The sequence below is a fragment of the Natronococcus sp. CG52 genome (assembly GCF_023913515.1).
Classification (GTDB): Archaea; Halobacteriota; Halobacteria; order Halobacteriales; family Natrialbaceae; genus Natronococcus; species Natronococcus zhouii.
The window spans coordinates 3,241,732-3,267,396 of the sequence record NZ_CP099391.1 but is presented as its reverse complement, the minus strand read 5'-3'; the positions used below and the strand labels follow the sequence as shown (position 1 = coordinate 3,267,396).

25 protein-coding genes are annotated in these 25,665 nt (G+C 66.1%); 16 read left to right on the top strand and 9 right to left on the bottom strand.

Annotated features, from left to right (window positions below):
* The first annotated feature begins 5 nt into the window (after window positions 1-5).
* From NED97_RS16345 to NED97_RS16325, 5 genes are all read left to right on the top strand, one after another.
* On the top strand, window positions 6-1,787 hold the full coding sequence (locus NED97_RS16345; protein WP_252488082.1) for an aldehyde ferredoxin oxidoreductase family protein: 1,782 nt from the start codon (window positions 6-8) through the stop codon (window positions 1,785-1,787).
* Window positions 1,780-2,532 carry a DUF7124 domain-containing protein gene (locus tag NED97_RS16340; protein WP_252488081.1) on the top strand — a complete coding sequence of 251 codons (753 nt, stop codon included), beginning with the start codon at window positions 1,780-1,782 and terminating at the stop codon, window positions 2,530-2,532. Before NED97_RS16345 ends, NED97_RS16340 begins: the two co-directional genes overlap by 8 nt.
* Window positions 2,533-2,602: 70 nt before the next feature.
* Window positions 2,603-2,863, top strand: a complete 261-nt coding sequence (locus NED97_RS16335) for a hypothetical protein (RefSeq protein ID WP_252488080.1) — start codon at window positions 2,603-2,605, stop codon at window positions 2,861-2,863.
* 5 nt (window positions 2,864-2,868) lie between these two features.
* The gene (locus NED97_RS16330) at window positions 2,869-3,243 is read left to right on the top strand and encodes a hypothetical protein (protein WP_252488079.1); all 375 of its coding nucleotides are present in this window, start codon (window positions 2,869-2,871) and stop codon (window positions 3,241-3,243) included.
* A gap of 67 nt (window positions 3,244-3,310) precedes the next feature.
* On the top strand, window positions 3,311-3,475 hold the full coding sequence (locus NED97_RS16325; protein WP_252488078.1) for a hypothetical protein: 165 nt from the start codon (window positions 3,311-3,313) through the stop codon (window positions 3,473-3,475).
* A gap of 15 nt (window positions 3,476-3,490) precedes the next feature.
* Here the strand turns inward: NED97_RS16325 and NED97_RS16320 are convergent, their stop codons facing one another.
* Window positions 3,491-4,117, bottom strand: a complete 627-nt coding sequence (locus tag NED97_RS16320) for a TorD/DmsD family molecular chaperone (RefSeq protein WP_382207228.1) — start codon at window positions 4,115-4,117, stop codon at window positions 3,491-3,493.
* A gap of 5 nt (window positions 4,118-4,122) precedes the next feature.
* The gene (locus tag NED97_RS16315; RefSeq protein WP_252488076.1) at window positions 4,123-6,261 is read right to left on the bottom strand and encodes a hydrogenase iron-sulfur subunit; all 2,139 of its coding nucleotides are present in this window, start codon (window positions 6,259-6,261) and stop codon (window positions 4,123-4,125) included.
* Window positions 6,262-6,493: 232 nt separating this feature from the next.
* Between NED97_RS16315 and NED97_RS16310 the strand changes: the two genes are divergently transcribed.
* From NED97_RS16310 to NED97_RS16290, 5 genes are all read left to right on the top strand, one after another.
* The gene (locus NED97_RS16310; protein ID WP_252488075.1) at window positions 6,494-9,754 is read left to right on the top strand and encodes a molybdopterin-dependent oxidoreductase; all 3,261 of its coding nucleotides are present in this window, start codon (window positions 6,494-6,496) and stop codon (window positions 9,752-9,754) included.
* A 6-nt stretch (window positions 9,755-9,760) separates the two neighbouring features.
* Window positions 9,761-10,435, top strand: a complete 675-nt coding sequence (locus tag NED97_RS16305) for a 4Fe-4S dicluster domain-containing protein (RefSeq protein ID WP_252488074.1) — start codon at window positions 9,761-9,763, stop codon at window positions 10,433-10,435.
* A complete protein-coding gene (locus NED97_RS16300) occupies window positions 10,432-11,043 on the top strand; it encodes a hypothetical protein (RefSeq protein ID WP_252488073.1) in 612 nt (203 codons plus the stop codon). Before NED97_RS16305 ends, NED97_RS16300 begins: the two co-directional genes overlap by 4 nt.
* On the top strand, window positions 11,040-12,047 hold the full coding sequence (locus NED97_RS16295) for a cytochrome b/b6 domain-containing protein (protein WP_252488072.1): 1,008 nt from the start codon (window positions 11,040-11,042) through the stop codon (window positions 12,045-12,047). Before NED97_RS16300 ends, NED97_RS16295 begins: the two co-directional genes overlap by 4 nt.
* Before the next feature lie 149 nt (window positions 12,048-12,196).
* Complete coding sequence (locus NED97_RS16290; RefSeq protein ID WP_345781243.1) at window positions 12,197-12,664, top strand: NUDIX hydrolase; 468 nt, start codon at window positions 12,197-12,199, stop codon at window positions 12,662-12,664.
* Between the two features lie 192 nt (window positions 12,665-12,856).
* On the opposite strand, the gene NED97_RS16285 is transcribed toward NED97_RS16290, so the two are convergent.
* The gene (locus tag NED97_RS16285) at window positions 12,857-13,255 is read right to left on the bottom strand and encodes a hypothetical protein (RefSeq protein ID WP_252488070.1); all 399 of its coding nucleotides are present in this window, start codon (window positions 13,253-13,255) and stop codon (window positions 12,857-12,859) included.
* Between the two features lie 92 nt (window positions 13,256-13,347).
* On the opposite strand from NED97_RS16285, the gene NED97_RS16280 reads away from it, so the two are divergent.
* The 3 genes from NED97_RS16280 (at window position 13,348) to NED97_RS16270 (ending at window position 14,161) form a co-directional block, all read left to right on the top strand.
* Window positions 13,348-13,530: a hypothetical protein gene (locus NED97_RS16280; RefSeq protein WP_252488069.1), complete on the top strand. Its 183-nt coding sequence runs from the start codon at window positions 13,348-13,350 to the stop codon at window positions 13,528-13,530.
* Window positions 13,531-13,657: 127 nt separating this feature from the next.
* Window positions 13,658-13,795 (top strand): hypothetical protein, encoded by a 138-nt coding sequence (locus NED97_RS16275; RefSeq protein ID WP_252488068.1) that lies wholly within the window; start codon window positions 13,658-13,660, stop codon window positions 13,793-13,795.
* Between the two features lie 42 nt (window positions 13,796-13,837).
* Complete coding sequence (locus tag NED97_RS16270) at window positions 13,838-14,161, top strand: hypothetical protein (RefSeq protein WP_252488067.1); 324 nt, start codon at window positions 13,838-13,840, stop codon at window positions 14,159-14,161.
* A 41-nt stretch (window positions 14,162-14,202) separates the two neighbouring features.
* Here NED97_RS16270 and trpB read toward each other — a convergent pair whose 3' ends face one another.
* Window positions 14,203-15,354 carry a tryptophan synthase subunit beta gene (gene trpB / locus NED97_RS16265; protein ID WP_252488066.1) on the bottom strand — a complete coding sequence of 384 codons (1,152 nt, stop codon included), beginning with the start codon at window positions 15,352-15,354 and terminating at the stop codon, window positions 14,203-14,205.
* A gap of 329 nt (window positions 15,355-15,683) precedes the next feature.
* Here trpB and NED97_RS16260 point away from each other — a divergent pair, with 329 nt between their 5' ends.
* Window positions 15,684-16,244 carry a DUF192 domain-containing protein gene (locus NED97_RS16260; RefSeq protein WP_252488065.1) on the top strand — a complete coding sequence of 187 codons (561 nt, stop codon included), beginning with the start codon at window positions 15,684-15,686 and terminating at the stop codon, window positions 16,242-16,244.
* Between the two features lie 530 nt (window positions 16,245-16,774).
* Window positions 16,775-18,193, top strand: coding sequence for a hypothetical protein (locus NED97_RS16255; RefSeq protein ID WP_252488064.1), 1,419 nt, complete (start codon window positions 16,775-16,777; stop codon window positions 18,191-18,193).
* Window positions 18,194-18,278: 85 nt separating this feature from the next.
* Here the strand turns inward: NED97_RS16255 and NED97_RS16250 are convergent, their stop codons facing one another.
* Window positions 18,279-19,262: a YeiH family protein gene (locus NED97_RS16250; protein ID WP_252488063.1), complete on the bottom strand. Its 984-nt coding sequence runs from the start codon at window positions 19,260-19,262 to the stop codon at window positions 18,279-18,281.
* A 257-nt stretch (window positions 19,263-19,519) separates the two neighbouring features.
* On the opposite strand from NED97_RS16250, the gene NED97_RS16245 reads away from it, so the two are divergent.
* Window positions 19,520-19,810: a DUF7553 family protein gene (locus NED97_RS16245; protein ID WP_252488062.1), complete on the top strand. Its 291-nt coding sequence runs from the start codon at window positions 19,520-19,522 to the stop codon at window positions 19,808-19,810.
* Between the two features lie 48 nt (window positions 19,811-19,858).
* On the opposite strand, the gene NED97_RS16240 is transcribed toward NED97_RS16245, so the two are convergent.
* The 4 genes from NED97_RS16240 to folP all read right to left on the bottom strand — a co-directional run bounded on the left by NED97_RS16240 (window position 19,859) and on the right by folP (window position 25,529).
* Window positions 19,859-21,544: an NADH-quinone oxidoreductase subunit D gene (locus NED97_RS16240; protein ID WP_252488061.1), complete on the bottom strand. Its 1,686-nt coding sequence runs from the start codon at window positions 21,542-21,544 to the stop codon at window positions 19,859-19,861.
* Between the two features lie 149 nt (window positions 21,545-21,693).
* Complete coding sequence (locus tag NED97_RS16235) at window positions 21,694-22,122, bottom strand: hypothetical protein (RefSeq protein WP_345781209.1); 429 nt, start codon at window positions 22,120-22,122, stop codon at window positions 21,694-21,696.
* Window positions 22,123-22,211: 89 nt separating this feature from the next.
* A complete protein-coding gene (locus NED97_RS16230; protein ID WP_252488060.1) occupies window positions 22,212-22,943 on the bottom strand; it encodes a hypothetical protein in 732 nt (243 codons plus the stop codon).
* 84 nt (window positions 22,944-23,027) lie between these two features.
* Window positions 23,028-25,529 (bottom strand): dihydropteroate synthase, encoded by a 2,502-nt coding sequence (folP, locus tag NED97_RS16225; RefSeq protein WP_252488059.1) that lies wholly within the window; start codon window positions 25,527-25,529, stop codon window positions 23,028-23,030.
* Window positions 25,530-25,665: the final 136 nt, after the last annotated feature.

Sequence of the window (25,665 nt, the reverse complement as noted above, 5' to 3'; positions counted from 1 at the left end):
ACTGCATGGTACTGGGGGAGACCGTCGTTCGCGTCGATCTCGCGGACGAGTCCGTGCGGAGTGAACCGGTGCCGGAGTCGTGGCGCCGGAAGTACGTCGGCGGCAAGGGCCTCGGCGCGCGCTACCTGTACGAGGAACTGGCGGCCGGCGCCGCTCCGCTCGGCGACGAGAACGTGCTCTGTTTTCTCACCGGACCGCTGACCGGGTATCTCCCGGGAGAGCAGCGGTACGTCGTCGTGACGAAATCCCCGTTGACGGGCGCGTTTCTGGACTCCTACGCGGGAGGATCGATGGCCGGACGCCTCGCCGGATCGCTCGGCGACCACGCCGGAATCGTCGTCTCCGGTCGCGCCGATCGTCCCGTCGCGCTCTCGATCACCGACGGCGAGGTCTCGATCGAACCCGCCGAGGAGTGGTGGGGACTCGACGCTCGAGAAACCGACGAGCGGGTCCCCGACGCCGCGGTCGCGTGTATCGGTCCCGCCGGGGAGAACGGCGTCTCGTACGCCACGATCGCCTCGGACGGCGGCGATCACCACGCCGGTCGCGGCGGCGCGGGCGCGGTGATGGGAGCGAAACGGCTGAAGGCGCTCGTCGCGCACGACGACCCGCCGGAACTCGACGACGACCTCCGCGACCTCCGCGAACGGTACGAGGCGGCGTTCGCCACCGACGACACCGGCCGCTGGCACGCCGCCAGCGAGACCGTCGAGACGCTAGACTTCGCGAACGAGGTCGGGGTCCTCCCGACCCACGGCTGGCAGGAGGGCCGGTTCGAGGGCGCCGACGGGATCGGCATCGAGGCGGTTCGCGACGCCGCCCACGACCGCGAGCGCGCCGACGATCCCGTTCCCGGTGGCTTTCAGGTCGAGAGCGGCGACGGCGAGAGCGTGCCGCGGGGCTCGACGCCGATCTCGCTCGGCGCGGGCCTGGGCATCGACGACTTCGACGCCGTCGCGACGCTCGGCTCGATCTGCGACCGACTGTCGCTGGACGTGATCTCCGGCGGCAACGCCGTCGCGTGGGCGATCCGCGCGAGCGAGACGGGACTGCTCGAGCGCGATCTCTCGTTCGGCGACGAGGACGACGCCCGCCAGCTTATCGAGGAAATCGCGTCGCGCTCGACGTCGCTCGGCGACACCCTCGCCGACGGGCTCGACGCGGCGGCCGACGAGTACGGCGGCGACGACCTGATCCCGTCGGTGAAGGGAATGGCGCTGCCGTCGTACGATCCGCGCGGGGCGTCGGCGATGGCCCTCGCGTACGCGACGAGCGATCGCGGCGCCTGCCACCGTCGCGCCCGCCCGGTCGAGGTGGAGGCGCTCGAGGGAACCGACTGGAACCACACCGACCGCGTGGACGCGGTGATCGCGGAACAGGACCGCCGGGCGGTGCTCTGGAGTCTCGTCGCCGACGACTTCTTCGGCGAGGCGCTGTCGGCGACGCTCGGCGCGGACTGGCTCGCGGCGATCGGTCGCGAGTACGAACCCGAGGAGCTTCGCCGGATCGGCGCGCGAATCTGGACGCTGATCCGGCTGTTCAACGTCCGCGAGGGGTTCACGCGCGAGGACGACGCGCTGCCGCAGCGACTGACCGAACCGCTCGAGGGCGGACCGAACGACGGCGCGGCGATCGCCCCCGAGTCGTTCGATCGAACCCTCGAGTGCTACTACGACCGGCGCGGCTGGGACGAACACGGCCGACCGACGCGCGAGACGATCGAACGGTACGAACTCGAGGTCCTCGAGTTCGACCCATCTACGCACAGAGTATCCGACGATGACTGAACGAATCGATCTCGACGACCTCGACGTGGGGGACGACGAGGAGGAGACCGACGAACCGAACCCCGGCGACTGGCTCTGGCGCGGCGAGGGCAGTCCCGAGGAGGAACCGGATCAGCCCCAGACCACCGGACCTGCGGTCGAGCAGCGAGAGACGGACTCGGAGTCGCCGGACGAGGCGGCGAGCGTTCCCGCAGCAGACGAACCCGACGTCGAGAGTGACGCCTCGTCACAGCCCGCGCCGCACGTCCCGCGGGCGAACAGGGACGGGCCCGTCGGCATCCCGACGCAGAGCGGCGGCGCGGGAGCCGGCGGTTCGAGCGACAAGACGGGAACGACGGCCGAGCCGCGACCGGCGGGATCGGCTGCCGACGGCCCCCACGGCGGCGGCGTCGACGACATGACGGTCGCCTTCACGTTCCGGGCGGTCCAGCGGCTGGCGACCCCCGCGGCCGTCTTCGCGGACGCTTACTCCTGGGCCGACTGGATCGGCATCGTCGGCGACGTCGACACCCACGCGATCACGAAGTTCCAGCGGAGCCACACCGTCGACGCGGACTTCTTCACCGGCAGCGGGACGACTCCGAGCGAGCGACTGCGGGAAATCGACCGCACCTCGATGTTCTACGCGGAACGGATGGTTGTCATCGGCACTACTGAGGACGAGGCGATCGCCGAGGCCGCCGACTGGGAGTTCATCCCGCTCGAGACGGCGGCCGAAAAGGCCGGCTGGGAGCTCGAGTCCTGACACGCCGAGTGACTTTTCGTTACGGTCTTCAAAACGTTCATACCGTTCGGACTAATTCACTCAGACCGATATGGGACTTCGAACGGCGTTTCAGCAGAACCAACTGGTGCTGGTCGGCCTCCTGCTGTTCGGGGCGTGGATCTTCCTGACGATCCTGAACGTTTCCTCCAGCATGGGGGACGTGGTGTACGGCGACTGGGTCGGACAGAGCGGCGTCGTCGGCCTGATCGGACTGGCCGTCCTGTTCGCGCTCGGACTGATGGTCGTGCTCGTCTACGGGGAACTCGGCGAGACGAGTCCGGGCCCCGAAGAGTTCCCGCCGACCGAGTAACAGCGATGTCGGACGAACAGCCAAACACCGACGACGAATCGGACGCGTCGCAGCTCACGATCGAGCTGAGCGATCGGTTCCTCGAGGCCGCCGAGCAGTGGGGCGACTCGCGCGTCATGACGGAGCCGGCCGCCGTCGAGGCCAAAGTCGAGCAGGCGCTCCTGGAGATCGAACACCTCGTCTCGGGCGCCGTCGACGTCGAGTTCGAACTCGAGGAGACTACCGTGCGCTACGAGCCGAGCGACGACCTCGCGTCCTTCCTCGAGGGACAGGGAGCGGAGACGGGACTCGAACCCGAGCGCCTGCTGAAGCTCCACGTGGATCTGTTCGCTCGCGCGTTTCTCGACGACGATCGGCAGACGCCGGACGGCCCGCCCTGACGAGTCGTCCGGCAGCATCGTGCGACAGAAAAACCATTATGGGAGAGCGACCGCTAGTCGATACCGAATGCCCAAGAAACGGACCAACTGGACGCCGAAAGACGGCGACGAAGCGGACCGGAAGTCCTGGACGCACACTGGCGCTCACGTGGTCGCCGACGACGAGGTCGACGGCACCGTCGAGTTCCCCGAGGAACTCAAGGAAAAAGAGCGGGAGCAGTCCGACGACTGACGAACGCGCCGCCTGTTAGCTCACCTGGAGCGCGATTTCCTCTTCGAACTCGTTGTACCCGGCGAGCAGGTGTCCGACCGCCTCGTAGAAGGTCGCGTTCGCCTCCGCGGCGATCGCCGCAGCACAGTCGTCGAGCCAGTGAGTGAGGTGTTCCTCGTGGAAGACGCGTTGGTAGCCGAGCGCTTCCTCGCGACCCCGTTTCTGGGATCGAATCAGGTGCCGGAGGAAGGCGAGTTCGACCGCGACGTGGTCGCTCTCTTCGGGATAGTTTTCGGGCGGGCTCCAGCCGGCGGCACCGTAACTCGCCTCGACCTTCGGCAGCCCCTCGCCCAGGTACTGCATCTCCCCGCGGAAGTACGTCTCGTGGGGGGTCACCGGCGGTCGGGGACCGACGAGCAGCCGGGTGTATTCGACCTCGAGTTCGTCGACGACATCCTCGATCGGCCGATCCTCGTTCGCCTCGATGAACTGCTCGAGCAAGTCGAACCCCTCGCCGAGTTCCTCGTTGACGGTTCCGGACGGGCCGATTACGTCGCCTTCGAGGATATCTTCGATGAACGCTTCTCCCGGTGCGTCGTGGGTCGCCGTGACGAGGAACTCGACCAGATCGAGGCGAGCCTCGTAGATAGCTTCCATGTCCATGCGCATCAGTCGTCGTTGCGGCGGTACAGTAACTTCGATCGACAGTCCGAACAGTAGTCGAAGATGCTGCCGTCGGCGTGGGGTGCCATCCCGGAGACGAGGTCGCCGACCTCGCCCTTGATCCGTTCCGCGGAGCGCTCGCTCGTGAACTCCTTCCCGCAGTTGCGGCACTCGAGCATCGATCCCTCGAACACGGTCGACCACGCCGGGTCGTCCGCGTCGTCGGGCTGGTTTTCGGGCAGCAGCGAGAGATCGAGTCCCTCGTGGACGGTGATCGCGTCCTCGATACAGCCCTCTTCACAGAGATCGCAGCTCACGCAGCGTTCGTGGTTGAACTCGAGGCCGGTCTTCGTTCGACGGAGCGCGTCCGTGGGACAGAGGTTCGAACACGTCGGCGTGAGCGTACAGGCGTCGTTCACCTCGACCTGTCCGAAGTCCTTCAGGCCGCGGATGACGTCCCGTTCGGGCTCGACGTGCTCGAGGATCGTGCGGACGCTCTCGAGCGTCCAGCCGTGACTGTCGAAGGCGGGATTCTCGCGGTCGGGGTCGTCGATCCCGCCGGTCGCCTCGTGCTCGCCCGCTGGAACGGGGGAGTTCTCGAGATCGTCGACGAACGCCGAGACGGCGCCGACGAACTCGGCCGGGTCGTCGGCCGAGGGGGCGAAGAACTCGACGCGCTCGCCGAGCTCGAGGTCTGCGGTGGCGCGGTTGAGCCGGTCGACGAGTTCGGCCTTCGGGTCCGGACCGGAGTGCAGACAGCTCCCGCCGCAGCCGACGATCGCGACGCCGTCCGCGCCGGCCGCCAGCGCGTGCACGACGTGGGCCTCGCCGACGGTGTCGGTACAGTTGACTCGGACCGGCAGAATCGGCGGGTAGTCGACCTCGGCCCTGCCGGACGCGGCGAGTCGGCCGTACTCCTGGAGTGCGTCCTCGGCGCTCTCCGAACAGACGAAGGCGACGACGGCCTCGTCGATGCCCGACCCGGATCGACCCGGAATCCAGCTCCGCTCGACCTCGTCGGGGACGAGCAACGCCTCGACCTCGCGGGCGATGCGCTCGTTGCTCGGCTCCCGGAGCATGGTCGCGCCCGTCGGACAGGAACTCGTACAGGCCCCGCAGTTCTGGCAGAGTTCGGTGTGGAACTCGACCTCGTCGATCCGCGAGCGCTCGACGGCGCCGTGCGGACAGGCCTCGACGCACTCGTTACAGCCCATCTGGCTCGAGTCGCCGGCGGCACAGACGTCCATCTCGAGGTCGAGGAACTCCGGTTTCGTGATCCCGCCCAGTTGCCGCTCGATCGCCGCGATCTTCGAGGCGGTGAGCGGCGCGGTGTAGAAGCCGATCCGACCGCCGCGAGCCGAATCGGTCGCGTTCGGGTAGACGACTTGGTCGGCCTCTATCGTTCGGTCGACGCCCTCGAGGTCGATGGCGTCGGTCGGACAGAGTTCCGGTAGCGTCTCGTCCTCGACGTCGGGGTCGATGTCGACGGGGTAGCGTGTCACCTTCCCCGGTGGCCCCTCGTGGACGCACTCCATACAGGAGATACAGTCCTCGGTGACTCGACTGCGGAGCGTGAGTTCGAACTCGCCGAAACTGCCGTCGACCTCGACGACGCGGCCGCGTTCGATCGCCACCTCGTCCAGGTCGTACTCGGCGTCGGCGAAATCGTTTCCGTCGGCGATCAGCGTCACGTCGGCGCTCTCGGCGAGTCCGGCCGCCGTTTCGGGGTCGCCGACGACGGCGACGGTATCGCCGGTCTCGTGAGACAGCGACTGGTGGATCGCTTCCTCCTCGAGGCCGGCGTTTCGCGCGTTGATCAGGCGAGCGGTCTTCGCGGTTGCCTCCGCCTCGTCGTGGACCCAGCCGGCGCTCTCGCGCTGGTCGACGAACTCGACGGCGTCGGGGTGGAGACCCTGCTCCGTCGCCGTCTCTTTGATCTTCTTCTGGGCAGTCGCCTCCGGACAGGTGACGATGAGCTGATCCAATTCGTGCTCCTCGATGACGTGTTCCATCCCGGCGAGTCCATCCTGACAGAGCAGCCGGGAACTGGCGGCGACGTCGACGCCGTCGACCCCCTCGCGAGCGCCCTCCAGATCGATATCGCACGTCCCCGCACACGAGCAGATGAAGGACCCCGTATTCATAGCTGACTGTGTATTTGTGCCGATTACAAAAGATGTTTCGCGTTCTATTGACAGATGTCAATTCCAGTTCCCGAATAGGTCAAAATTTACGAGGTCGGTTAATCATACTTACAATATAATAAACCGATAACGTCTGGATTCCATAATGTTTATACTTTGGAGACTGGCCCGTACCATATAATGTGGGAGTATCGAATCTGCAATGAATTTCACACTGCTTCAATGATAGGCGATGAGTGCTGAACCAGTAACGCTCGACCTCGACCGTCGGTCGTTCATGAAAGCATCCGCACTGGCCGGGGCGACGATCCTCGGAAGCGGGGCGACGGGTCACGTCCTCAGCGACGACGAAGACGAGACCGACGGCGTTCACGACGACGCCGAGACGGCGAAGGTGATCTGTAACTACTGCTCCGTCGGCTGCGGGTTCAAGGCCGTCAAGGAGGGCGACTCCTTCGTCGCGATGGAATCCTGGAAGGAGAACCCGATCAACAACGGCTCGCTCTGCTCGAAGGGTGCGGGCATCCTCGAGACCGAACACTCGCCGAAGCGACTCAAGCATCCGATGCGGAAGGTCGACGGCGAGTGGCGCAAGATCTCCTGGAACCAGGCGTACGATCTCATCGCCGAGCGGTACGAGGAGATCCTCGAGGAGTACGGCCCCGACAGCGTCATGATGTTGGGCAGCGCCCACCACGCCAACGAGGAGGCCTACGCGTTCCGCAAACTGGGCGCGTTCATGGGCACGAACAACGTCGACCACCAGGCCCGGATCTGTCACTCGCCGACCGTCGCCGGTCTCGCGAACACTTGGGGTTTCGGCGCGATGACGAACACGGTCAACGACTACCGCAACTTCGATCTCAACATCATTATCGGGCAGAACCCGGCCGAAGCCCACCCGGTCGCGATGCAGCACATTCTCGAAGGGCAGGCCCGCGGCGGCACGATCGTCTCGATCGACCCCCGCTACACGAAGACGTCCTCTCACGCCGACTACTTCTATCGGATGCGGCCCGGCACGGACGTCGCGATCATGATGGGGCTGATCAACTACCTCGACGAGCAGGGCGAACTCGAGGAGGAGATGCTCGACGACCGCGTTCAGGGCTGGGAGGACGCCTACGAGGAACTCGACCGGTACGACCTCGAGACGGTCTCCGAGCTGACCTGGATCGGCGTCGAGGAACTCGAGGAGATCGGCGACATGATTATCGAGAACAAGCCCAACGTCCAGATCGAGTGGGCGATGGGCGGCACCCAGCACAACAACGGCACCCAGAACATCCGTTCGTACGCCCTGCTCAGCCTGGCCTCGGGCAGCGCCGCACGGAGCGGCGGCGGCCTCCAGGTCATGCGCGGCCACGCGAACGTCCAGGGGGCGACCGATCTCGGCGTCGACGCCGAGTACCTGCCGGGCTACTACTCGGTGACCTCGGCCGGGTCGTGGACCCACTGGGCGAACGTCTGGACCGAGAGTCCGTGGACCGACGGCAGCACGGACTTCGACGAACTCTACGACCGATTCGGGTCGATGCCGGAGGACCTCTGGGAGGAACTCGGCGAGGAGGAGGAGACGATCCCGCCCGCCGAGGTCGACCTCGAGGTGCAGGACGAACTCGGGGAGGAGCAACAGGACTCGCACCGACCGGAGGATGTGACGACCCGGTCGATGATGTTCCAGCCCGGGCTCACCGTCGCTCGCTGGTACGAGGCGGCGCTCGGCCAGGAGGATCGACTCCACGAGTCGAACCTCTACCAGCCGGACCCGCTGAAGATGGTCTTCTTCTGGGGTCACTCGGCGAACTCCATCAGCGAGATGGAGAAGATGAAGCGGGCGATGGAGGCGCTCGACCTGCTGGTCGTCGTCGACGTCTTCCCCGCCGTCGCCGGCACGCTGCCGGACGACTCGGACGTCCTCCTGCTGCCGGCCTCGAGCCAGTACGAACACTACCGGTCGCTGACGAACACACACCGGTCGGTTCAGTGGAGCGAACCCGCCGGCCCGCCGGCGCACAACTCCAAGCCGGACCTCCAGATCATCCAGGAACTCGCCGAGACCCTCGGCTTCGGCGAGCACTTCAACTGGGGTACGGGCGACGGGATGTACAACGGGAAGAGCACCTACGAGGACGCGCTTCGGGAGATCAACCTCGGCGCTCGCTCGATCGGCTACCAGCAGTCCCCCGAGAAGCTCCAGCAACACCGGGACAACGACCACCTCTTTACCACCGAGAATCTGCGCGCCGACGCGCCGGGAACCCCGGTCGACGGCGAGTACTGGATGCTCCCCTGGCCCTACTGGGGCGAGGGTCACACCGGGACGCCGATCATCTGGCGCGACGACGTGGACCCCCGCGAGGGCGGCCACGATTTCCGGACGAACTGGGGGATCGAGGCACCTACCCCCGAAGAGTGGGAGGAGATGGACATCGACCAGGAGTACCCGCTCAGCGAAACCTACGAGGAACACGGCGAGGAGGGCCTCGACCTGCTCCGCGAGCCGTACGAACCCGAGTGGTGGGACGGCGAGGTCGAGGGCGTTCCCCAGTACCCCCACTACACGACGACCCTCCCGGACGACGTCACGGAACCCCACCAGATGTCGCTCCCCGTCGAGTACGCGCTCAGCGACGAGTACTCGGCGTTCGACGCGGCCCAGGCGCTCGAGGAGGAGTACGGCCACGACCTCGACATGGAGTTCTGGGAGCAGTTCGACAACGAACAGCCCGATCCGCCGACGGGTCGCGGGAAGGCCCGCGCTGTCGCGTGGAACTTCCTCGATACCGTCCCGATCCACCGGGAGCCGATTCAGAGTCCGCACCTCGGGATCACCGAGGAGTGGCCGGCGAACGGCCACCAGCAGAACGTCTTCCGTCTCGACCAGAACAACGCCGCGACTCAGCAGGAAGCGACCCAGCGCGTTCACGAGGAGGGCTTCGACGTCATCATGACCTCCGGACGCCAGGTCGAACACCAGGGCGGCGGCTCCGAGACGCGTAACAACCGCCTCACGGCCGACGTCCAGCCGCACATGTACGCCGAGATCCACCCCGACATGGCAGAGGAACTCGGGATCACCGGCGGCGAGGACATGGTCATCATCGAACCCGCCGACAGCGGGAAGAGCGCGATCCTCGTGAAGGCGAAAGTCGACTACCGGACCGAGACGGCCGAGCCGCATCCGCGGGAGATCTTCCTGCCGTACCACTGGGGCGGCGTCTTCGGCGGTAAGGACCAGCGCGACAACTGGCCCGACGGCACGGAACCCATGGCGATCGGCGACTCCGCGAACCTCATCACCGCCAGCGGGTTCGACGCCGAGACCCAGATGCAGGAGACGAAGGTCGGTATGGTCAGGGTCCTGCCGGCCACGCCGGAACGGATCGAGGAGTACGACATGGAATTCATCGACTTCCCGCAGGACGAGGAAGGGCTCGGGCTCCAGAAACAGTTCGACGTACGGGAGCACGACATGCTCGCAGACGACTAACAGACAATGTCAACGAACGAACCACAACGGAACCGAATCGGCGACGGGACGATGGGCGTCGGGGAGGGGATGCGCCTCTTCCCCGACGTCGAGGCCTGTATCGACTGCGGCGCCTGCGTCGTCGCGTGCAAGCGAACCTGGGACGTCGACCCCAAACGCGAACGGATCGACGTCGTGAAGATGCTCGAGGGCCGCGAAGCCGAGGACGGCTACAACGGCCAGCAGACCGAGGCCCTCGAGGACGGCGTCAACCCCGGCGAGACGAACCTGCCGATGCAGTGTTATCACTGCGCGGAGGCGCCCTGCGTCTCGGTCTGTCCGACCGACGCCCTCCGGAAGAGCGACGACGGCTTCGTCGACCTCGAGGAAGACCTCTGTGTCGGTTGCCAGTACTGCCTCTCGGGCTGTCCGTTCGGCGCGCCGCAGTTCCCCGAGAGCAACGACGGGTCGGCCGACATCGTCGGCACCGGCGGGACGATGGACAAGTGTACCGGCTGCAAGGAGCGCCAGGACGTCGGAAAAGCGCCGGCCTGCGTCGACGAGTGCGCGACGAACGCGCTGCTCGTCGGCTCGGCCGGCGACATCGCCGACGAACTCGACAAACGCGACAGCGGGACGTTCTTCAACGAGGAGTCCATGCGGATCATCTTCGGTGAGGACGCCGACCTCTTCGAGTCATGACCGGCGAGCCGACACACTCCGACGCGGAACGCGACGGCGGCTCCGACCGGCCGGCCGATCCGCGGGCGACGACCGACGAGGCGACGGGCGGACTCTCCGACAGGGCGGCGTTCTGGATCGCCGCGGTCACGAGCGTCGTCGTCGCGGTCGGCTCCGTCTGGCTCTTCCAGGGGCCGTTCTACCAGACCGTCATGCGCGTTCGACCGACGGTCGGCGGCGGCGGGATCGGCTCCGAGTGGGTCGCCGGCAACACGGAGCCGGTGCTCAACGCGCTGATCGCCCTGATCCACTTCGCCGACGTGATCATGGGGATCTTCATCATCGTGATGGTGGTGATCCACTGGGCCGCGTTCCGACGGCTCGCGGATCGCATGCAGCCGCCGCGGAGCGCCGACGCCGACGTCGCGACCGACGGCGGTGAGCGAACCAACGGCGAGCGCGAGCGAAGCGAGCGCGATCCGCGTCGGAGCGCGAAGCGCTCCGGGGACGGTTCGCGATCCTCGTCGGAGGTGCGCTCCGACGGCGGTGAGCCGAGTGAAACGAGGCGAACGTCGGAAGACCTGGAATCTTCCGGAAGCGACCGCTCGAGCGGAGGTGATCGCGCGTGACGAACCTCGATCACGGGAAGTTCTCTCGAGTGACGACCACGTTCCACTCGCTGCTGGCGCTGACGGTGTTCTTCCTGTTCTTTACGGGGTACGCCATCGCCTTTAACGCGGAGCTGTGGTGGCTCGTCGAGCTGATGGGCGGCAACTCGTGGGTGCTCACGGTCCACCGCGTCGCCGGCTTCGCGCTCATCCTGTTGACCGTCTTCTGGGTCCTGTACATGCTGCTTCGGACCTCGAGTCGGTCCAATCTGGGTGCGGTGTTGCCGGATCTGAAGGCGGACGTGATGGCGTTCGTCCAGGACGTGAAGTTCGCCCTCGGCTACGCGGACGAGCGCCACCCCAACGCCAAGCAGTTCGCGGGCTACAAGGCCGACGAGATCCCGCTGCTGTCGTACGTCGGCAAGGGCGTCATCGCTATCTTCACCGTTGAACTCGTCCTGCTGATGATCTCGGGGCTGCTCATCTGGCAGAAGACGTTGCTGATGGAGTTCTACAACTCCCAGTCGGTCGTGATGGGCTTCGTCGCCTTCCACGGCCTGCTCGGGGTCATCATGCTGATGGGCGTGATGTTTCACACCTTCGAGCACGCCTGCCATCCGGCGTTCTACCCGGTCGAGATGAAGGCGTTCCTGCCGAAGGACCAGACGCCGAACTTCCACGGCAATCCCGACGACCACGAAACGACGGGGATCGAGAAGCTGCGTCTCAAGCCGACCTGGAAGTGGGCGACGAACGTCATGGGCGCGATGGTCATCATCGGCGTCGCCGGCGCGCTTGCCGGGAGTATGACCTACGGCGGCTATCCGATTCCGGACTCGCTCGCGTTCGCCGAGGGAAACATCTTCCGGACCATCGCCATCAACGTCGGCATCCTCGTGCTGTTCGTCGGCCTCGCGCTCTCGATGTACGGCAACATCCTGCGAGTGCGCTACCTGAAACAGCGCGAACGGCAGATTCAGGCCGAGCGCGACGGCGTCGCGACCGACGGCGGCTCGAGCGAATAGCGCGACTGCCGCGGTTCGGCCCGCCGTTTCTCCCCGGGCTCACAAACATCCGTCGAATATACTCGCACCTTTATGGGTAGTTTTCACTTATTATACCTTTAGGGAGATATTTGACTACTACTATACGACTGGGGATACCGTTCGTCAATATATCCTCTCAGAACGTAACGCACGTCAAGAAAGCTTGCGCCTATATTACCAGAAACGAGTCGGAGCTGCTCGTGTTCGAAGGGCCCGGACACGACGGTCTCCAGATACCGAAAGGAACGGTCGAGACCGATGAAACGCCGGACGAAGCCGTGTACCGAGAGATCGTCGAGGAGAGCGGACTGGCGACCATCGAAGACCTGCAGCACCTGACCACCGACGTCTGGACTCGGCGCGAGTCCCCACCGAAGCGGTACGTGAGGAGCTTCTTTCGCGCATCGATCCACGAACAGCGCGACGCATGGACCCACACCGTTACCGGGACGGGTGCGGAACGCGGAGAGCAGTTCGAATTCTTCTGGATCGACCTTCCGACGGACGCCGCCTTCGCCCTCGACCTCGACGACTATCTCCAGACCCTGACCAGCGTGACCGGCGAGAACACGGCGCTCGGCTCCACTTGCGACTGAGCCCGCCGCCCGTTGTTCGACGGGGTCGGCACCTGCCGCTCGTTTTCGAGATTCGAACAGGCCTGATTATGTACGCGCGCGTCGTATCACCTCCATCTGGGTTGGTAGAGCTCTCTGGGGTACGTTCGCACCCTGTGCGAAACGGAACGGTCGAAGATCCTCGGAGCCGGCGGACAGAATCGTAGCGACGGTTCAGGAGAGAATCTGTTCGCTATCCGGCGAGAGTTCGACCGTAACGTCCTGTCGCGTCTGTTCGGCGATCTGATCGATGTTTCGCGTGAGTACCTCGAGGATGTCGTCCGGCTCGGGGTAGACGAGGGTATTGCCGTCGCCGTCCTCCATCACCAGTTGCGTGTCGTTCATCTGGATCTGATCGTTCTCGATGTTCGCGACGTAGACGGTCAGCGCCTCGGCGCCGCCGCGGTCGCCCTCCTCGACCATCGAGATGTACAGCGAGTCGATGCCGATGAGGTCCTTGTACTCCCGGATTCGCTTGGCGCAGGCGACCATGTCCTCCGTGACCGCCGTCTTCTGGGGGTTGCCGTGATCGCCGTTGTAACAGTGCTTACACACCCGCAGTTCCATCCGCATGGAAGCCTATAACAAACGAACGCATTATAATCGTTCGATCACCGACGATCTGCTTCCAAACGCTTACTAGGGTGGAAAAACTGTGCCGAAATATGATCTCGTCGATCTATCTCGTGTACGCGGCGCTCGTGTTGCTCGCGATGGGCGCGTGCATGATCGCCCTGGTCGCGACGACGAAAGATACGGTCGGCGGCTTCGGAACCGCGGGCGACGCGGTGCTCGCGATCGTCGTGCTCGGCCTCGCCGCCGCCGCCATCGGCACCTCGATTCTGTAACGGCCCGACCGTTCGCGACGGATACCGACCGATAATCGACTCGAGAATTCCTCCGATCCGACCGCACTTCAGCACGGCGACTTCCACGGACGAGCAGTCGGCACGGCTTCCGATCCGTCGCGGAACGGTGACCGGCGTCGGTGCCTGGCTCGTCGGCTACGCCGTCTTCTACGTCCTCACCGGCGGAGCGGCCCGCGAGTCGACGCTGGCGCAACTCGTGGCCGTCGTCACCGGCATCTCCGGCGACTGGCGGATGGTCGGCTAGCTGTTCTGCAGCGCGCACTTCTCCGAGAGCACGATTTCGGCGTTGTTCGGCGCCGAGACCGTCAACCTCGTCTCGACGATGAGCGAGGTGAGCGCGGCGTTCTTCGCGATCCCGCCGCTCCTGCTGTTCCCGGCCGGCGTCGTCGTTCGGGCCGGGTCGCCGCGGCTCCCGGCGACCAGCGCCGCAAAACACGGTCTCACCGTCGCGGCCGGTTACCTGCCCGTCGCACTCGCCGGTGCGATCGTCTTCACCGCGAGCGGCGGCGGTTCCGCCGGTCCGACGCCGCCGTCGGCGATTTTCGTCGCCGGTCCCGGTTATCCCGCAGCGTTCGGCCCGGCCGGAGCGGTCGTCGGAAACTACCTGTAACTGGAAACCGGCGTCCGCGAGACGGGACGTCCCCGCCCCGCTCAGAGGTCGAATTTCGCCGCTGCGGTCTCCATATCCTTGTCACCGCGACCCGAGAGATTCACGAGGATCGTCTCGTGGTCGCCCGCTTCGGCGAGTTCGATCGCTCGAGCGACCGCGTGGCTGGACTCGAGCGCCGGGATGATCCCCTCGGTTTCGCTCAGTTCCCGGAACGCGGCGAGCGCCTCGTCGTCGGTGACGCCGGTGTACTCGCAGCGACCGACGGCCCGGAACATGGCGTGCTCGGGGCCGACGCCGGGGTAGTCGAGACCCGCAGAAACGGAGTGGACGTCGACCTCGTCGTCGATGACGCGGGTCTTCATCCCGTGGATGACCTCGTCTTTCCCCTTCGCGAGCGGGGCCGCGTGGCGACTCGAGTCCGACCCCTCGCCGCCGCCTTCGGCGCCGTAGAAGGCGACGTCGTCCTCGCGGAACGCGTGGAAAAGGCCGATGGCGTTCGATCCGCCGCCGACGCAGGCGACCGCGGCGTCGGGGAGTCCGCCGGTTCGCTCCTGAAACTGCTCGCGGGCTTCCTCGCCGATGACCGACTGGAAGTCCCGGACCATTCGCGGGAACGGATCGGGACCGACGACGCTGCCCACGAGGTAGTGAGTGTCCTCGACGTTCTCGGCGAAGTCCTCGAGTGCGGCGTCGACGGCGTCGGCCAGGCCGGCGTTCCCGCGCTCGACCTCGTTGACCTCGGCACCCATCAGGCGCATCCGGAAGACGTTCATCTCCTGGCGCCCGACGTCCTTCGCGCCCATGTAGATCTCCGTCTCGAGGCCCAGCAGCGCGCCGACCATCGCGGTGGCCGTGCCGTGCTGGCCGGCACCGGTCTCGGCGATCAGTCGGTCCCGACCGGCCCGCTTCGCGAGCAGGGCCTGGCCGAGACAGTTGTTGATCTTGTGTGCGCCGCCGTGGAGCAGGTCCTCGCGCTTGAGGTAGATCTCGGCCCCGTAGCGCTCGCTCAGGTTGCGGGCGTGGTACAGCGGCGTCGGCCGGCCGGCGAAGCCCTCGAGGTGGTCGCGGAACTCCGCCTGGAACTCGTCGGTCGACGCGACCTCGTCGTAGGCGCTCGCGAGTTGCTCGAGCGGTTCTCGCAGCGGTTCCGGCACGTGACGGCCGCCGTAGCCTTCGAACTCTCCGTTTGACATAGGTTCGTGTTTCGCGCTCGGGGTAAAGTATGTTCTGTGGGATGAGATCCGTGGCTAGCTGTTGTGAACTGTCCGCCGTGTCGGTTTCATTCGATGACCCGCCGGGAGTCCACCGTTTCGGGTGACGTGGAACTCCGCCCCGATAGCTTCGGGAAGTACCTCGAGACCGTCGTGATTCATCTTCCCGTCGGAGACGGTCGTCGTTCTCCGAATCACTCGAACCAGATAAATCCGGGAGAGTAGATCGCGGACTTTCCGTCTCGCACGTTATATTCACGGGGATCTAAACAAACGTTTATGAGTCTCTCCGTGATCGGTAGCGTACCGTGATGACTCCGCTGCGCTCACCGGCCCCGGGCCGACGGACCGTTCTAACAGGACTCGCTGCAACCCTCAGTTCCGTCGGGCTCGCAGGATGTCTCGACGCTATCAACGGAAGCGAAGGGACGACGAAGGAGTCGGGCTCGAGCGACGACGAATCTTCGACGGAGGTTCACGCGGACTACGAGTCGACCGACGTTCGCGTGACGACACCTGACGGCGACGAACTGGGTGAAGTGACGGCGGCTATCGCCGATACGCAGGAGCTTCAGCGGCTCGGACTCAGCGACACCGAAGAGTTACCCGAAGACCGCGGCATGCTGTTCGTCTACGAAACGGTCGAAGATCGGACGTTCGCCATGCCGGACATGTCGTTTGGAATCGACATCATTTTCGCCGATGACGAGGGCGTGATAACGAGTATTTTCCACGCGCCGGAGCCTGGGCCGGATGAAGACGGGACCGAAGAAATCTATCCCGGTCGCGGACAGTACGTTCTGGAAGTCGTCTACGAGTGGACCTCCGAGCGCGGAGTTGAGGAGGGGGACGTCCTGGAGTTCGACCCGTAAACGCTGATTCGTGCGGACGTCGTTGGCCGAGAGCAGATACGCACGTTCGAAGACGAACCGCCGATTTTACTGTAGTAACAACTGAAACGGTTTACACACCGTTCGTTCAACAGCCGTGCGATCAGGTGTGCACTGACTGTCAGTGGCTACTATAGCCGGTGTCGGTCGCCGTACAAATACCTCCGGAGGAGCACTCACAGACGGTATCGAACAACGGTACCGAGAGATTCCGATCCGTACCGCTCGCTCGCCACTGCTCTCCGTATGAGCGTCAGCGCGGCTCCGGTAATACCGTGCACATCCGATAGCTTCTCAACGATACGTCCGCGGATGCACGTGACAATTACCTTCAACGAAAACCGTCCGAAGAAGAGGGGTTCAACGGGGCCGCCGCGTTCGATGCCGGCCGCACCGTTATTCAGCGGACCGTGGTAGAACGTCGAACGACCGATGACGAACGATACCGGACGGTCGGGTTCGACTCGCGGTCGAACCGCGACGTCACGTCGCCGATCCGAGGTGGACGGCCGGTGAGAGTTTCGAGACTGTTCGCCGGCGAGCGATCGACGCCGTACGGACTGCCGAACTTCGACTCGACGACGGTGTTCGTCCGAGCCGCCGCCAGCTACCTGCGCGGCGAGGCGTTTCCGAGGCTGGGGATGATCCATCCGAAACTGGAGCCGCTCGCAAAGCGGGCGAACGTCCTGCCGCGGGAGGTCCGGACCACCATCTACACCAGGGGAGGCGCGAACGAGGGGATCGACCCCGACGACCTCGGCGACATCGACGTCGAACGGTTCCGCGAGTGGGTCGTCGACCAGTATCCCGAGCGCGGTTACCCTGCGGTGGTCGTCGGCTCGAGCAACGGCGCGGCCGTCCACCTCGCCGCGCTCCTCGGGGTTCCGTGGCTGCCCCAAACCTTCCTCCTCCCGATCCAGCGGTCGATGGATGCCGACGCGATCCGCGAGGACATCCAGTGGGGCGCAGAGCGCGCGCCGCCGTTCCTCGAGGCTAACCCGGACGTCTCGCTCCACCAGATGCACGACCCGAACCAGGATCGGCTGATGGTCCGGAAGCTGGCCTACTTTCGCGTCAAATCGCGAGTGCTCGGGGAAGCCTACGAGGAGTTCCTCGAGACGGCGCTCGAGCCCGGCGGCACCGTCATCTCGCTCGAGTGCGAGTACGACTGGCCGGCGATCGACGTCGGCGAGCGCCACAGCTTCCAGCTCGGCGGCTGTGGCGGTCTCTCCCCCGAGGAGTACTACGAGGGGAGCGAACGGATCGCCGAGTTCCTCGAACGACAGGGCGCCGACCGGCGTGAATGGGACGTGCCGGAACCGGACGAACGGATCCCCGAGGCCGAGTGGGGATTCGATCCGGCGCTTCGCGAAGACCTCGAACGCGTCGCAGACGAGCGAGGGTACGAACTCCGGCGGCTCGCGTTCGACGAACCCCGGGACCTGAGTCCGTTCGTCGCGGACCGCTACCGGGAGCGGTACGCCGACCGTGACCGACCGATCGGCAGATTGCTCGTCCAGTCGTTCGCGCTGATCGAGCCGTGGTGGACGCTCCGCACGGGATCAGTACCGTACTGGACGGCCTTCAACACCCGATCCGACGTCGAGCACCTCGAGTCGTACCTCGAGGACGCCGATCCGTACGCCGAGGTCCGGACGACGCTGTTCTCTCACGGGATGGAGTCGGCGGGCCTGGCCTCCGTCGAGGACTGGCGGGACGTGCTCTCGAACGCGCGCGACCGGCACGGTTTCGTCGGCGTCGACACCGAGGAGTTCCCCTACGATGTCGAGACGCAGGTCCGCTACCACGCGGATCTTCCCGAGGAGATCGACGCGCGTTACGCGCATCCGCCGCCGATGCCGTTCGACCGGTTCGAGTCGGTGGCAGCCGACGTCGCCGGGGAGTACGGACTCGAGTGGGACTCCGCGTAACGGTCGTCGGGAATTCCCATCGACACCGACGGCACTACCGGCTCGTACTGAGGCGACCGTCAGCGGCGGTCCGAACCCGCCGTGCTCAAAACAGGAGCAGCAGCAGCGCGAGCGAGAGCGTGCTGACGAGGACTAACGCCGTCAGCACGACGAGTGCGGGTACCAGTCCCGTGGTTCGGAGTTCGGCGATCCGGATCTCGGTCCCGAGACCGACGAACGCGAGCAGGAACAGCCAGCCGTAGGCGTCCTCGATAACCGCCCGCTGGGACGACGAGAGGAGGCCCGCGCTCGCGAGGACCATGAGCGCGAAGAAGCCGAGGACGAACGTCGGAACCTCGTCCCAGAGCGTTCGCATCGAGGGCCGGCTCCCGTCCCCCGATCGGGCGTAGTAGCTCGCGTAGACGAGGACGACGACCCCGATCAGGGCGTTCCGGGCGAGTTTCGTCATCGTCGCCCACTGGCCGGCCGCCTCCGAGTGGGTGAACCCGACCGCGACGACCGGACCGGTCGAGAACATGCTGACGCCGGCCCAGACGCCGAAGACGGTTCCGGAGAGCCCGAGCAGATCGCCGATCATCGGGTAGACGACGATCGTGACCGCGTCGAACAGCAGGACCGTCGCCGCGGCGTAGGCGATCTGGTTCTCCCGGGCCCGGATCGCGCCGGCGACCGCCACGACCGCCGAGACGCCGCAGATTCCCGAGCCGGCCGCGAGCAGCGAGCCGAGCCGGCCGGTGATCCCGAAGACGTTGCGCGCGAGCAGTTCGACGACGACGATCGTGAACCCCGAGACGCAGACGACGATGGACAGGACGAGCGCTCCCGTTTCCAGCACCGTTCCGAGCGTTACCGACGCCCCCATGAGGACGATTCCGGCGGCCAGCCAGAAGTCGTGCGTCGCGATTCCCGGCTCGAGCCGATCCGGAACGCCGAACCCGTTCGCCAGGGCGAATCCGAGCGCGATGGCGACGAGCAGGTGGTTGAAGCCGACGGCTAACTCGACGGCTCGCGCCAGAACGGCGCCGAGACAGAGGGCGGCGAGCCCCGGGAGGAACCGGTATGCCGACATCTCGTCACCGGGAACGCTGCACCGTTCCGGTCGGTGCGCCGATCGTCGCTCCGACGACGCTCCGTCGGTCGCGCTCGAGGCCCGTCCGGCGGTAACGAGCGGCCGCGATTCTCCGGTTCCTCCGATCGAGCGACATCCGTTCGATTCCTCCGGATCGGCGTCCCTAATGCCTGTCGGTCACGTCCGCGTTTCGGGTTAACTGCGGGGTAGCACTCGCTCGCTCGAGAGATATCCCGCTTCGGTCCGTACTGCGGCGTATGTCCGAGGGGTCTCACCTCGAGCAGGCGTGCGAATCGCTCGGGCGAGCCAGCGACGCGGCCGACCGCACGGTACAGGAACGGGTTGACTCGATTGTCGAGGGCCTCGACGAGGAGCGAGACGGACACGGAACGCAGGACGAGCCGGGACCGAAGGCCGACCGGATTGCCGAACTGACGAAGAAACTGGACGGCCTGGAGAACGAGGCGGGCGACGAGGCCCGCGAATACATCGCGACGGCCCGGGACCACCGCCGCGAGTACCTGAAACGAATGGAAGGCGACGATTGACAGTCGGACAGGTCACAGTCGCGGGCTCTCGAATTCGTCCAGTTCCAGCTAGCGATCCACGCTCCCGAGCACGATGTCGAGGCTGCCGAGCGTGGCGATCAGGTCGGCGACGTACTCCCCTTCTGCCATCTCCGGTAGGGCGGAGAGGTTGTGGAAACACGGGCTGCGGATCTTGAACCGGGCGGGTTTGTTCGTCCCGTCCGAGCGCACGTAGATTCCCAGTTCGCCCTTCGCGGACTCGACGGCGCGGTAGGTTTCGGTGTCCGGGTCGGGTTTCAGCGTGCGGGGAACGTTGCTCTGGACGGTTCGCTCGTCTTCGGGCCACTCCTCGAGCAGGTCGAGACACTGTTCGATGATCTTCGCTGATTCCTCGACTTCGCGCATTCGAACCAGGACCCGGGCGTAGTTGTCACAGCTGTCCTCGGTGACGACGTCCCACTCGAGGTTCTCGTAGTAGCCGTAGGGATCGTCTCGGCGGAGGTCGTAGTCGATTCCCGAACCGCGGGCGACCGGCCCCGTGCAGCCGTAGGACTTCGCGACGTCGGGTTCGAGGATGCCGGTACCGATGGTTCGGATCTGGAAGATCTCGTTTCCAGTAATTAAGGCGTGGTACTCGTCGATTTTGGCGGGCAGTTCGTCGAGGAAGTCCCGGCACTTCTCGATGAACTCCTCGCGGGGTTCGGGGAGGTCCCAGGCGATCCCGCCGAGCCGGAAGAAGTAGAACATCATTCGCTGACCGGTCAGGTCCTCGAGGATATCCTGGACGACCTCGCGGTCCCGGAAGGAGTACTGGAAGATGGCCGTGAAGTCGCCGTAGACGTCGAGCGCGAAGGTGCCGAGCGCGAGGAAGTGCCCGAGCATGCGGCCGAACTCGGTTGCCATCGTCCGCAGGACCTGGGCGTACTCGGGGACCTCGATGTCCGCGAGATCCTCGACCGCGCGGGCGACGGCCCACTCGTTCGGGAGGTTCGCGGTGTAATCCCACCGGTTCGAGTAGGGGATGATCTGGTACCGATAGGTCCCCTGTTCGCACATCTGTTCCTCGCAGCGGTGGAGGTAGCCGACGTCGGGGTCGACGTCGACGACCGTCTCGCCGTCCAGGATCGTCCTGAGGTGGAGGACGCCGTGGGTCGCCGGGTGGTGCGGGCCGATGTTGATGAGCATCGTATCCGACTCGGGGACCCTCTGGTCGGGTTGCAGCGGGTTCGCGTGCTCGGCGTACCGCACGACCTGCGGCTTGTCCTGGTCGTAGTCCATCGAGAGCGGATGCCCCTGCCACGATTCCGGCAGGAGAATCCGCCTCGGGTCGGGATGACCTTCGTAGTCGATCCCGACGAGGTCGAACGCCTCGCGCTCGTGCCAGTCCGCCGTCCGGAACACCGGCTCGGCCGTCTCACACCGCGGATCGTCCTTCGGAAGCGGAACGACGAGAGTCACCTCGTGAGTCCGCCGGTCGTACTTCGTCAGGTGGAGGATCGACTCGTAGCGGTCCTCGTACTCCTGGGGCGTGATACACGAGAGGTGATCGAACCCCGCTTCGTCCCGCAGGAGCCTGAGCGTTTCCTGTACCTCGTCCGCCCGGATCACGAACGCGGGCGCGTTCTCGTGGTCGTCCCGCCCGATGGCGTACGGCTCGAGCAACGCCTCGAGCGCCCTCTCGTCGACACCTTCCGCTCGCTGATGGTCGAACTCGGGATCGATCGGTTCGCGCTCGCGTTGGGGTGTTTCGCTCATGGTCCGCTCGTCGCCACGCCGTGGATCTCGGCGTGCGCTTTGGTACCGTACAGCTGACAGTGAAATGAGGGTTTTGGTGATCTGGAGTGACTCTCTCCGGTGGCAATACGACCGTCGAGCGACGACGCTCTACCGCACGATCACGACCCTCATCGTTGGCTGCCGGTGTACTCCACGCACAGCGCCGCCGTGACGGTGAAGTCCTCCGCGGTGGCGTACCCTCGTTTCACGTAGGGCTCGCCCTCGAGCGTGAGCACCTGGAGGAAGTTGCCGTAGGGTTCCGTAACGCGCTCGATCCGGTCGACCTCCTGCTGTGCTTTGCGGTCGAACCCGTACCGCTCGAGGCCGTTGGCGTACACGAAGCTGTTCCAGGGGCAGACGTGGAAGTGGTAGTCCCGGTGGAGTACGAAAAACGGCCGAACTTCGCCGAGCGAGAACGGCCGCTGGCGCATCCCGAGCCCGTTCGGAGTCTCGAGCGAGCCGTAGTCCCGGTAGCCGTGGCGTCGCTTCGCGGCGTAGTGGGCCAGTCGCCGCCACAGCTTTCGGCCGTAGTAGCGGACGGTACTCCCCGTCTTCATGGCGGTGCGTGGTGATCGAAAGTAAAGTGTCGCCGGGCTGCACGAGCCGCTCACGGCGACCGGCTACCGCCGCGACTCGAGAGCGCCAATCAGTTCTCTTCGTCGTCCGTTTCGTCCTCGTTTTCGTCGTCGGGTTCGACCTTCATATCCGACGCGTCCTCCTCCGGGGTCTCTTCGGGCTCCGTCGAGTCGGTCTGCGTCGGCTGGGCTTGCTCGGGGTCCGGTCCGGTCGCTTCGGCCGTCTCTTCGGCCATCGCCGTATCCGAGACGTCGATTTCCGTCGTGTCGTCGTCGGTATCGCGCCGAGGGTCCTCCTGGTCCTTGTCGGCGTCGGGTTTCGACCGCGGCTCCTCCCCCTCGGGATCGTCCGTGAACTCGATCTTCGAGCCCGTGTCGCCCTCGTCGCCGAGCTGTGCCGACTCTTCGACGTCGCCGCTCCCGTCGATCTGTGACTCCTGTCCTGCGTCGGGTCGCTCGCCGGCAGCGTGGGCCTCGTCGGACGTCTCCTTGCTCTCGGTTTCGCCCTCGATCTCGTCCGTACTCGGTTCGAAGGTGGTCGGCTCGCTCGAAGCCCGCTGTCGAAGCCCGAACCCGAGCAGCCCGGCACCGGCCGCGGCCTTCGGCAGCGCTCGAAGCTGGCCGCGGGCCAGCGAGCGAAGCGTCGACAGGAGCAAGAGCCCGCCGCCGAGTACGGCGAGCTTGCCGTTGCGAGCGCTATCGGTCGCGACCGACACCGCCGCGTTCATCGGGTCGTCCGCGAGTTCTTCCAGTCCCTCTGCCTCGACGGTCGACTGCAGATCGTGTTCGTGTTCATCCGTCATGTATCGGTCACCGAGTACGTCGCACTCACGATCGGTACGGTTTCGGAACAGTTGAAGGTTGGACCGGCAGATGCGGTTCCCGGCTCACCACTCGAACGCGTCGGGGTCGCGCGCCGCGAGCGCCGTTCGGACCGCAGCGACGTTCTCGGGGACGTCGTGGACCCGGACGAGGTCCGCCCCGCGATCCGCCGCGAGCGCGCTCGCCGCGACGGTCGCCTCGAGGCGATCGCCGGCGTCGCGGCCGACGTGACCGAACATCGACTTGTGCGAGTGACCGAAGAGGATCGGACAGCCGAGCGCCCGGAACTCGTCGATCCGGTCGAGCAGTTCGAAGCTCTCGCGGGCCGACTTGCCGAACCCGATGCCGGGATCGACGACGATGTCCTCGCGGTCGAGGCCGGCCTTCTTCGCCAGCAGGATCCGTTCCTGCAGCTGGTCGATCACGTCCTCGACGACGTCGTCGTACTCCACGTCCCTGTCCGGAACGACGGGCGCGTCGATGCTGTGCATCACGACCAGTCCCGCATCGTGCTCCGCCGCGACGAAGCGCATCTCGGGATCCTCGAGCCCCGAGACGTCGTTGACGATGTCCGCGCCGGCCTCGAGCGCGGCGTCGGCGACGGCGGCCTTCCGCGTGTCGATCGAGACCTGCACGTCGAGGTCGGCGATGCGCTCGATCACGGGAACGACGCGGTCGATCTCCTCTTGGCTCGGGACGGGGTCGGCGCCCGGCCGCGTGGACTCGCCGCCGACGTCGATGACGTCCACGTCGGCCTCGATCATCGCCTCGGCGCGGACGACGGCGTCCTCGAGCGCGTCGTACTCGCCGCCGTCGTGGAAGCTGTCCGGGGTGACGTTCAGGATCCCCATCACCGCCGTCCGGTCGTCCCAGGGGTGCCGCGAGTCGGCGTCCGTTTGTCGTTCGCTCCCCGTCTCGTCCGCCGTCGACCCGCTCGCGTCGAGTTCGAGGCGCTCTCGCAGCTCCCGTGCGGTCTCGGCCAGTCCGTCCGACCGGGCCTCGAGTCGGTCGACGAGCCGATCGAACTGTGCGAGCGTCCCCATCAGGACGGCGTCGACCGACTCGTCGCTTCGCTCGAGTCCGGAGAGTGTACACTCTCCGTCGACGCGGAGCAGTTCCTCCCGCAGAGCGGTCGCCTGGCGGTACCGCAGGTTCGTCTTCACGACGCGGTGGACCGCGGACCCCGACGTTCGCTCGACGTCGGTCGCGGTCGCGCCTGTGAGCGCCTCGCGGGCGTCGTCGAGGTCGCGAATCCGTTTCGGGATCCCCGCGTTCGTCCACCGCGAGCGCGCCTCGGCGACCGCGAACAGCGAGCCGGTGACGAGCACGCAGTCGGTTTCGTCGCTCGCTGCGAGCGCGCTCTCGAGGGCGTTTTGAACGGATGGCGAGGTCCGAACGGCGGCGCCGTCGACTCCCGTCCGCTCGAATACTTCGGCGAGGACGTCGGAGTCCTCGGCGCGCTCGAGGTCCGGTTCGGTCGCGACGACGACGTCGGGGGTCGGCAGCGCTGCAGCCATTTCGCCGTGGTCCTTGTCGTGCATCGCCCCGACGACGAGGTGGAGGTCGTCGTACTCGTAGGTGGCGAGCGTCTTCGCCAACTGCTCGCAGGCGCCGGGGTTGTGCGCCCCGTCGAGGATCACCAGCGGCTCGGTGTCGATCACCTCGAAGCGACCCGGCCAGTGGGCGTTCCGGAGGCCGCGCGCGAGGTCGTCGTCCGAGACGTCCGCCACCTGTCGGGCGAGGGTTGCGGCGATCCCCGCGTTCTCGGCCTGGTGGCTGCCGAGCAGGGGAATCCGCGTCTCGAGTTCCCCGTCGCCGGCGTCGATCGAGACGACGGCCTCGGTGTGATTCGTCCGGCCGCCGTAGGCGACCCGCACGTCGGGGCGTTCCTCGTCGCTCGCCTCGCCGTCCGCAGCCGTTCCCACGGTGACGACCTCGCCGGCGACCTCGCGGATTCCCTCGAGCGGCTCGCCCGAGACGCCGGTGACGAGCGGGGCGTCGGCGGGCGCGACGTGGGCCTTGTCGCGGGCGATCTCCTCCTCGGTGTCGCCGAGGATGCCGGTGTGCTCTAAGGTCACGCTCGTGACCGCGCTCGCGACCGGATCGACGACGCTCGTGGCGTCGTACCGGCCGCCGATCCCGACTTCGAGGACGGCCACGTCGACGTCCGCGCGGGCGAACTCCCGGATCGCCATCGCGGTCATCACCTCGAAGAAGGTCGGCGACTCGCCGTCGGCGCCCCGGTCGGTGACGTACTCGCGGGCCTCCTCGACGAACGAGCACACCGCCGACCTGGGCATCTTGCGGCCGTCGACGCGGATCCGCTCGCGCAGGTCCTCGAGGTGGGGCGAGGTGTAGAGTCCGACCGAGAGGCCGGCTTCCCGCAGCGTGCGCTCGAGCATCCGCGCCGTGCTTCCCTTCCCGTTCGAACCGGCGATCTGGACGAAATCGACGCTCTCGTGTGGGTCCTCGAGGTGGGCGAGTAACTGCGCCGTCGACGCCGTCCCCGGCTTCGGCCGGAAGCGCCGCAGACCGAATAAGAAGTCCGCCGCCTCGTGATACTCCATATCCGAACCAGCAAGTCCGGGCGCTTAGGGATGTCGGAGTTCGTCATCGCGCGCGATCCCGTAGCGATGCGTCCTGCGATCGGCGACTCTCGATCTCGAGTCCAAACCGGCGGGGCGGGATTAGCAGACGGGTCCG

Bases quoted from the DNA above. Each gene is read 5' to 3' on its own strand.
- NED97_RS16345 (WP_252488082.1), top strand. From the start codon at position 6: ATGGTACTGGGGGAGACCGTCGTTCGCGTCGATCTCGCGGACGAGTCC.
- NED97_RS16340 (WP_252488081.1), top strand. From the start codon at position 1,780: ATGACTGAACGAATCGATCTCGACGACCTCGACGTGGGGGACGACGAG.
- NED97_RS16335 (WP_252488080.1), top strand. From the start codon at position 2,603: ATGGGACTTCGAACGGCGTTTCAGCAGAACCAACTGGTGCTGGTCGGC.
- NED97_RS16330 (WP_252488079.1), top strand. From the start codon at position 2,869: ATGTCGGACGAACAGCCAAACACCGACGACGAATCGGACGCGTCGCAG.
- NED97_RS16325 (WP_252488078.1), top strand. From the start codon at position 3,311: ATGCCCAAGAAACGGACCAACTGGACGCCGAAAGACGGCGACGAAGCG.
- NED97_RS16320 (WP_382207228.1), bottom strand. From the start codon at position 4,117: ATGGACATGGAAGCTATCTACGAGGCTCGCCTCGATCTGGTCGAGTTC.
- NED97_RS16315 (WP_252488076.1), bottom strand. From the start codon at position 6,261: ATGAATACGGGGTCCTTCATCTGCTCGTGTGCGGGGACGTGCGATATC.
- NED97_RS16310 (WP_252488075.1), top strand. From the start codon at position 6,494: ATGAGTGCTGAACCAGTAACGCTCGACCTCGACCGTCGGTCGTTCATG.
- NED97_RS16305 (WP_252488074.1), top strand. From the start codon at position 9,761: ATGTCAACGAACGAACCACAACGGAACCGAATCGGCGACGGGACGATG.
- NED97_RS16300 (WP_252488073.1), top strand. From the start codon at position 10,432: ATGACCGGCGAGCCGACACACTCCGACGCGGAACGCGACGGCGGCTCC.
- NED97_RS16285 (WP_252488070.1), bottom strand. From the start codon at position 13,255: ATGCGGATGGAACTGCGGGTGTGTAAGCACTGTTACAACGGCGATCAC.
- NED97_RS16280 (WP_252488069.1), top strand. From the start codon at position 13,348: ATGATCTCGTCGATCTATCTCGTGTACGCGGCGCTCGTGTTGCTCGCG.
- trpB (WP_252488066.1), bottom strand. From the start codon at position 15,354: ATGTCAAACGGAGAGTTCGAAGGCTACGGCGGCCGTCACGTGCCGGAA.
- NED97_RS16260 (WP_252488065.1), top strand. From the start codon at position 15,684: ATGACTCCGCTGCGCTCACCGGCCCCGGGCCGACGGACCGTTCTAACA.
- NED97_RS16250 (WP_252488063.1), bottom strand. From the start codon at position 19,262: ATGTCGGCATACCGGTTCCTCCCGGGGCTCGCCGCCCTCTGTCTCGGC.
- NED97_RS16245 (WP_252488062.1), top strand. From the start codon at position 19,520: ATGTCCGAGGGGTCTCACCTCGAGCAGGCGTGCGAATCGCTCGGGCGA.
- NED97_RS16240 (WP_252488061.1), bottom strand. From the start codon at position 21,544: ATGAGCGAAACACCCCAACGCGAGCGCGAACCGATCGATCCCGAGTTC.
- NED97_RS16235 (WP_345781209.1), bottom strand. From the start codon at position 22,122: ATGAAGACGGGGAGTACCGTCCGCTACTACGGCCGAAAGCTGTGGCGG.
- NED97_RS16230 (WP_252488060.1), bottom strand. From the start codon at position 22,943: ATGACGGATGAACACGAACACGATCTGCAGTCGACCGTCGAGGCAGAG.
- folP (WP_252488059.1), bottom strand. From the start codon at position 25,529: ATGGAGTATCACGAGGCGGCGGACTTCTTATTCGGTCTGCGGCGCTTC.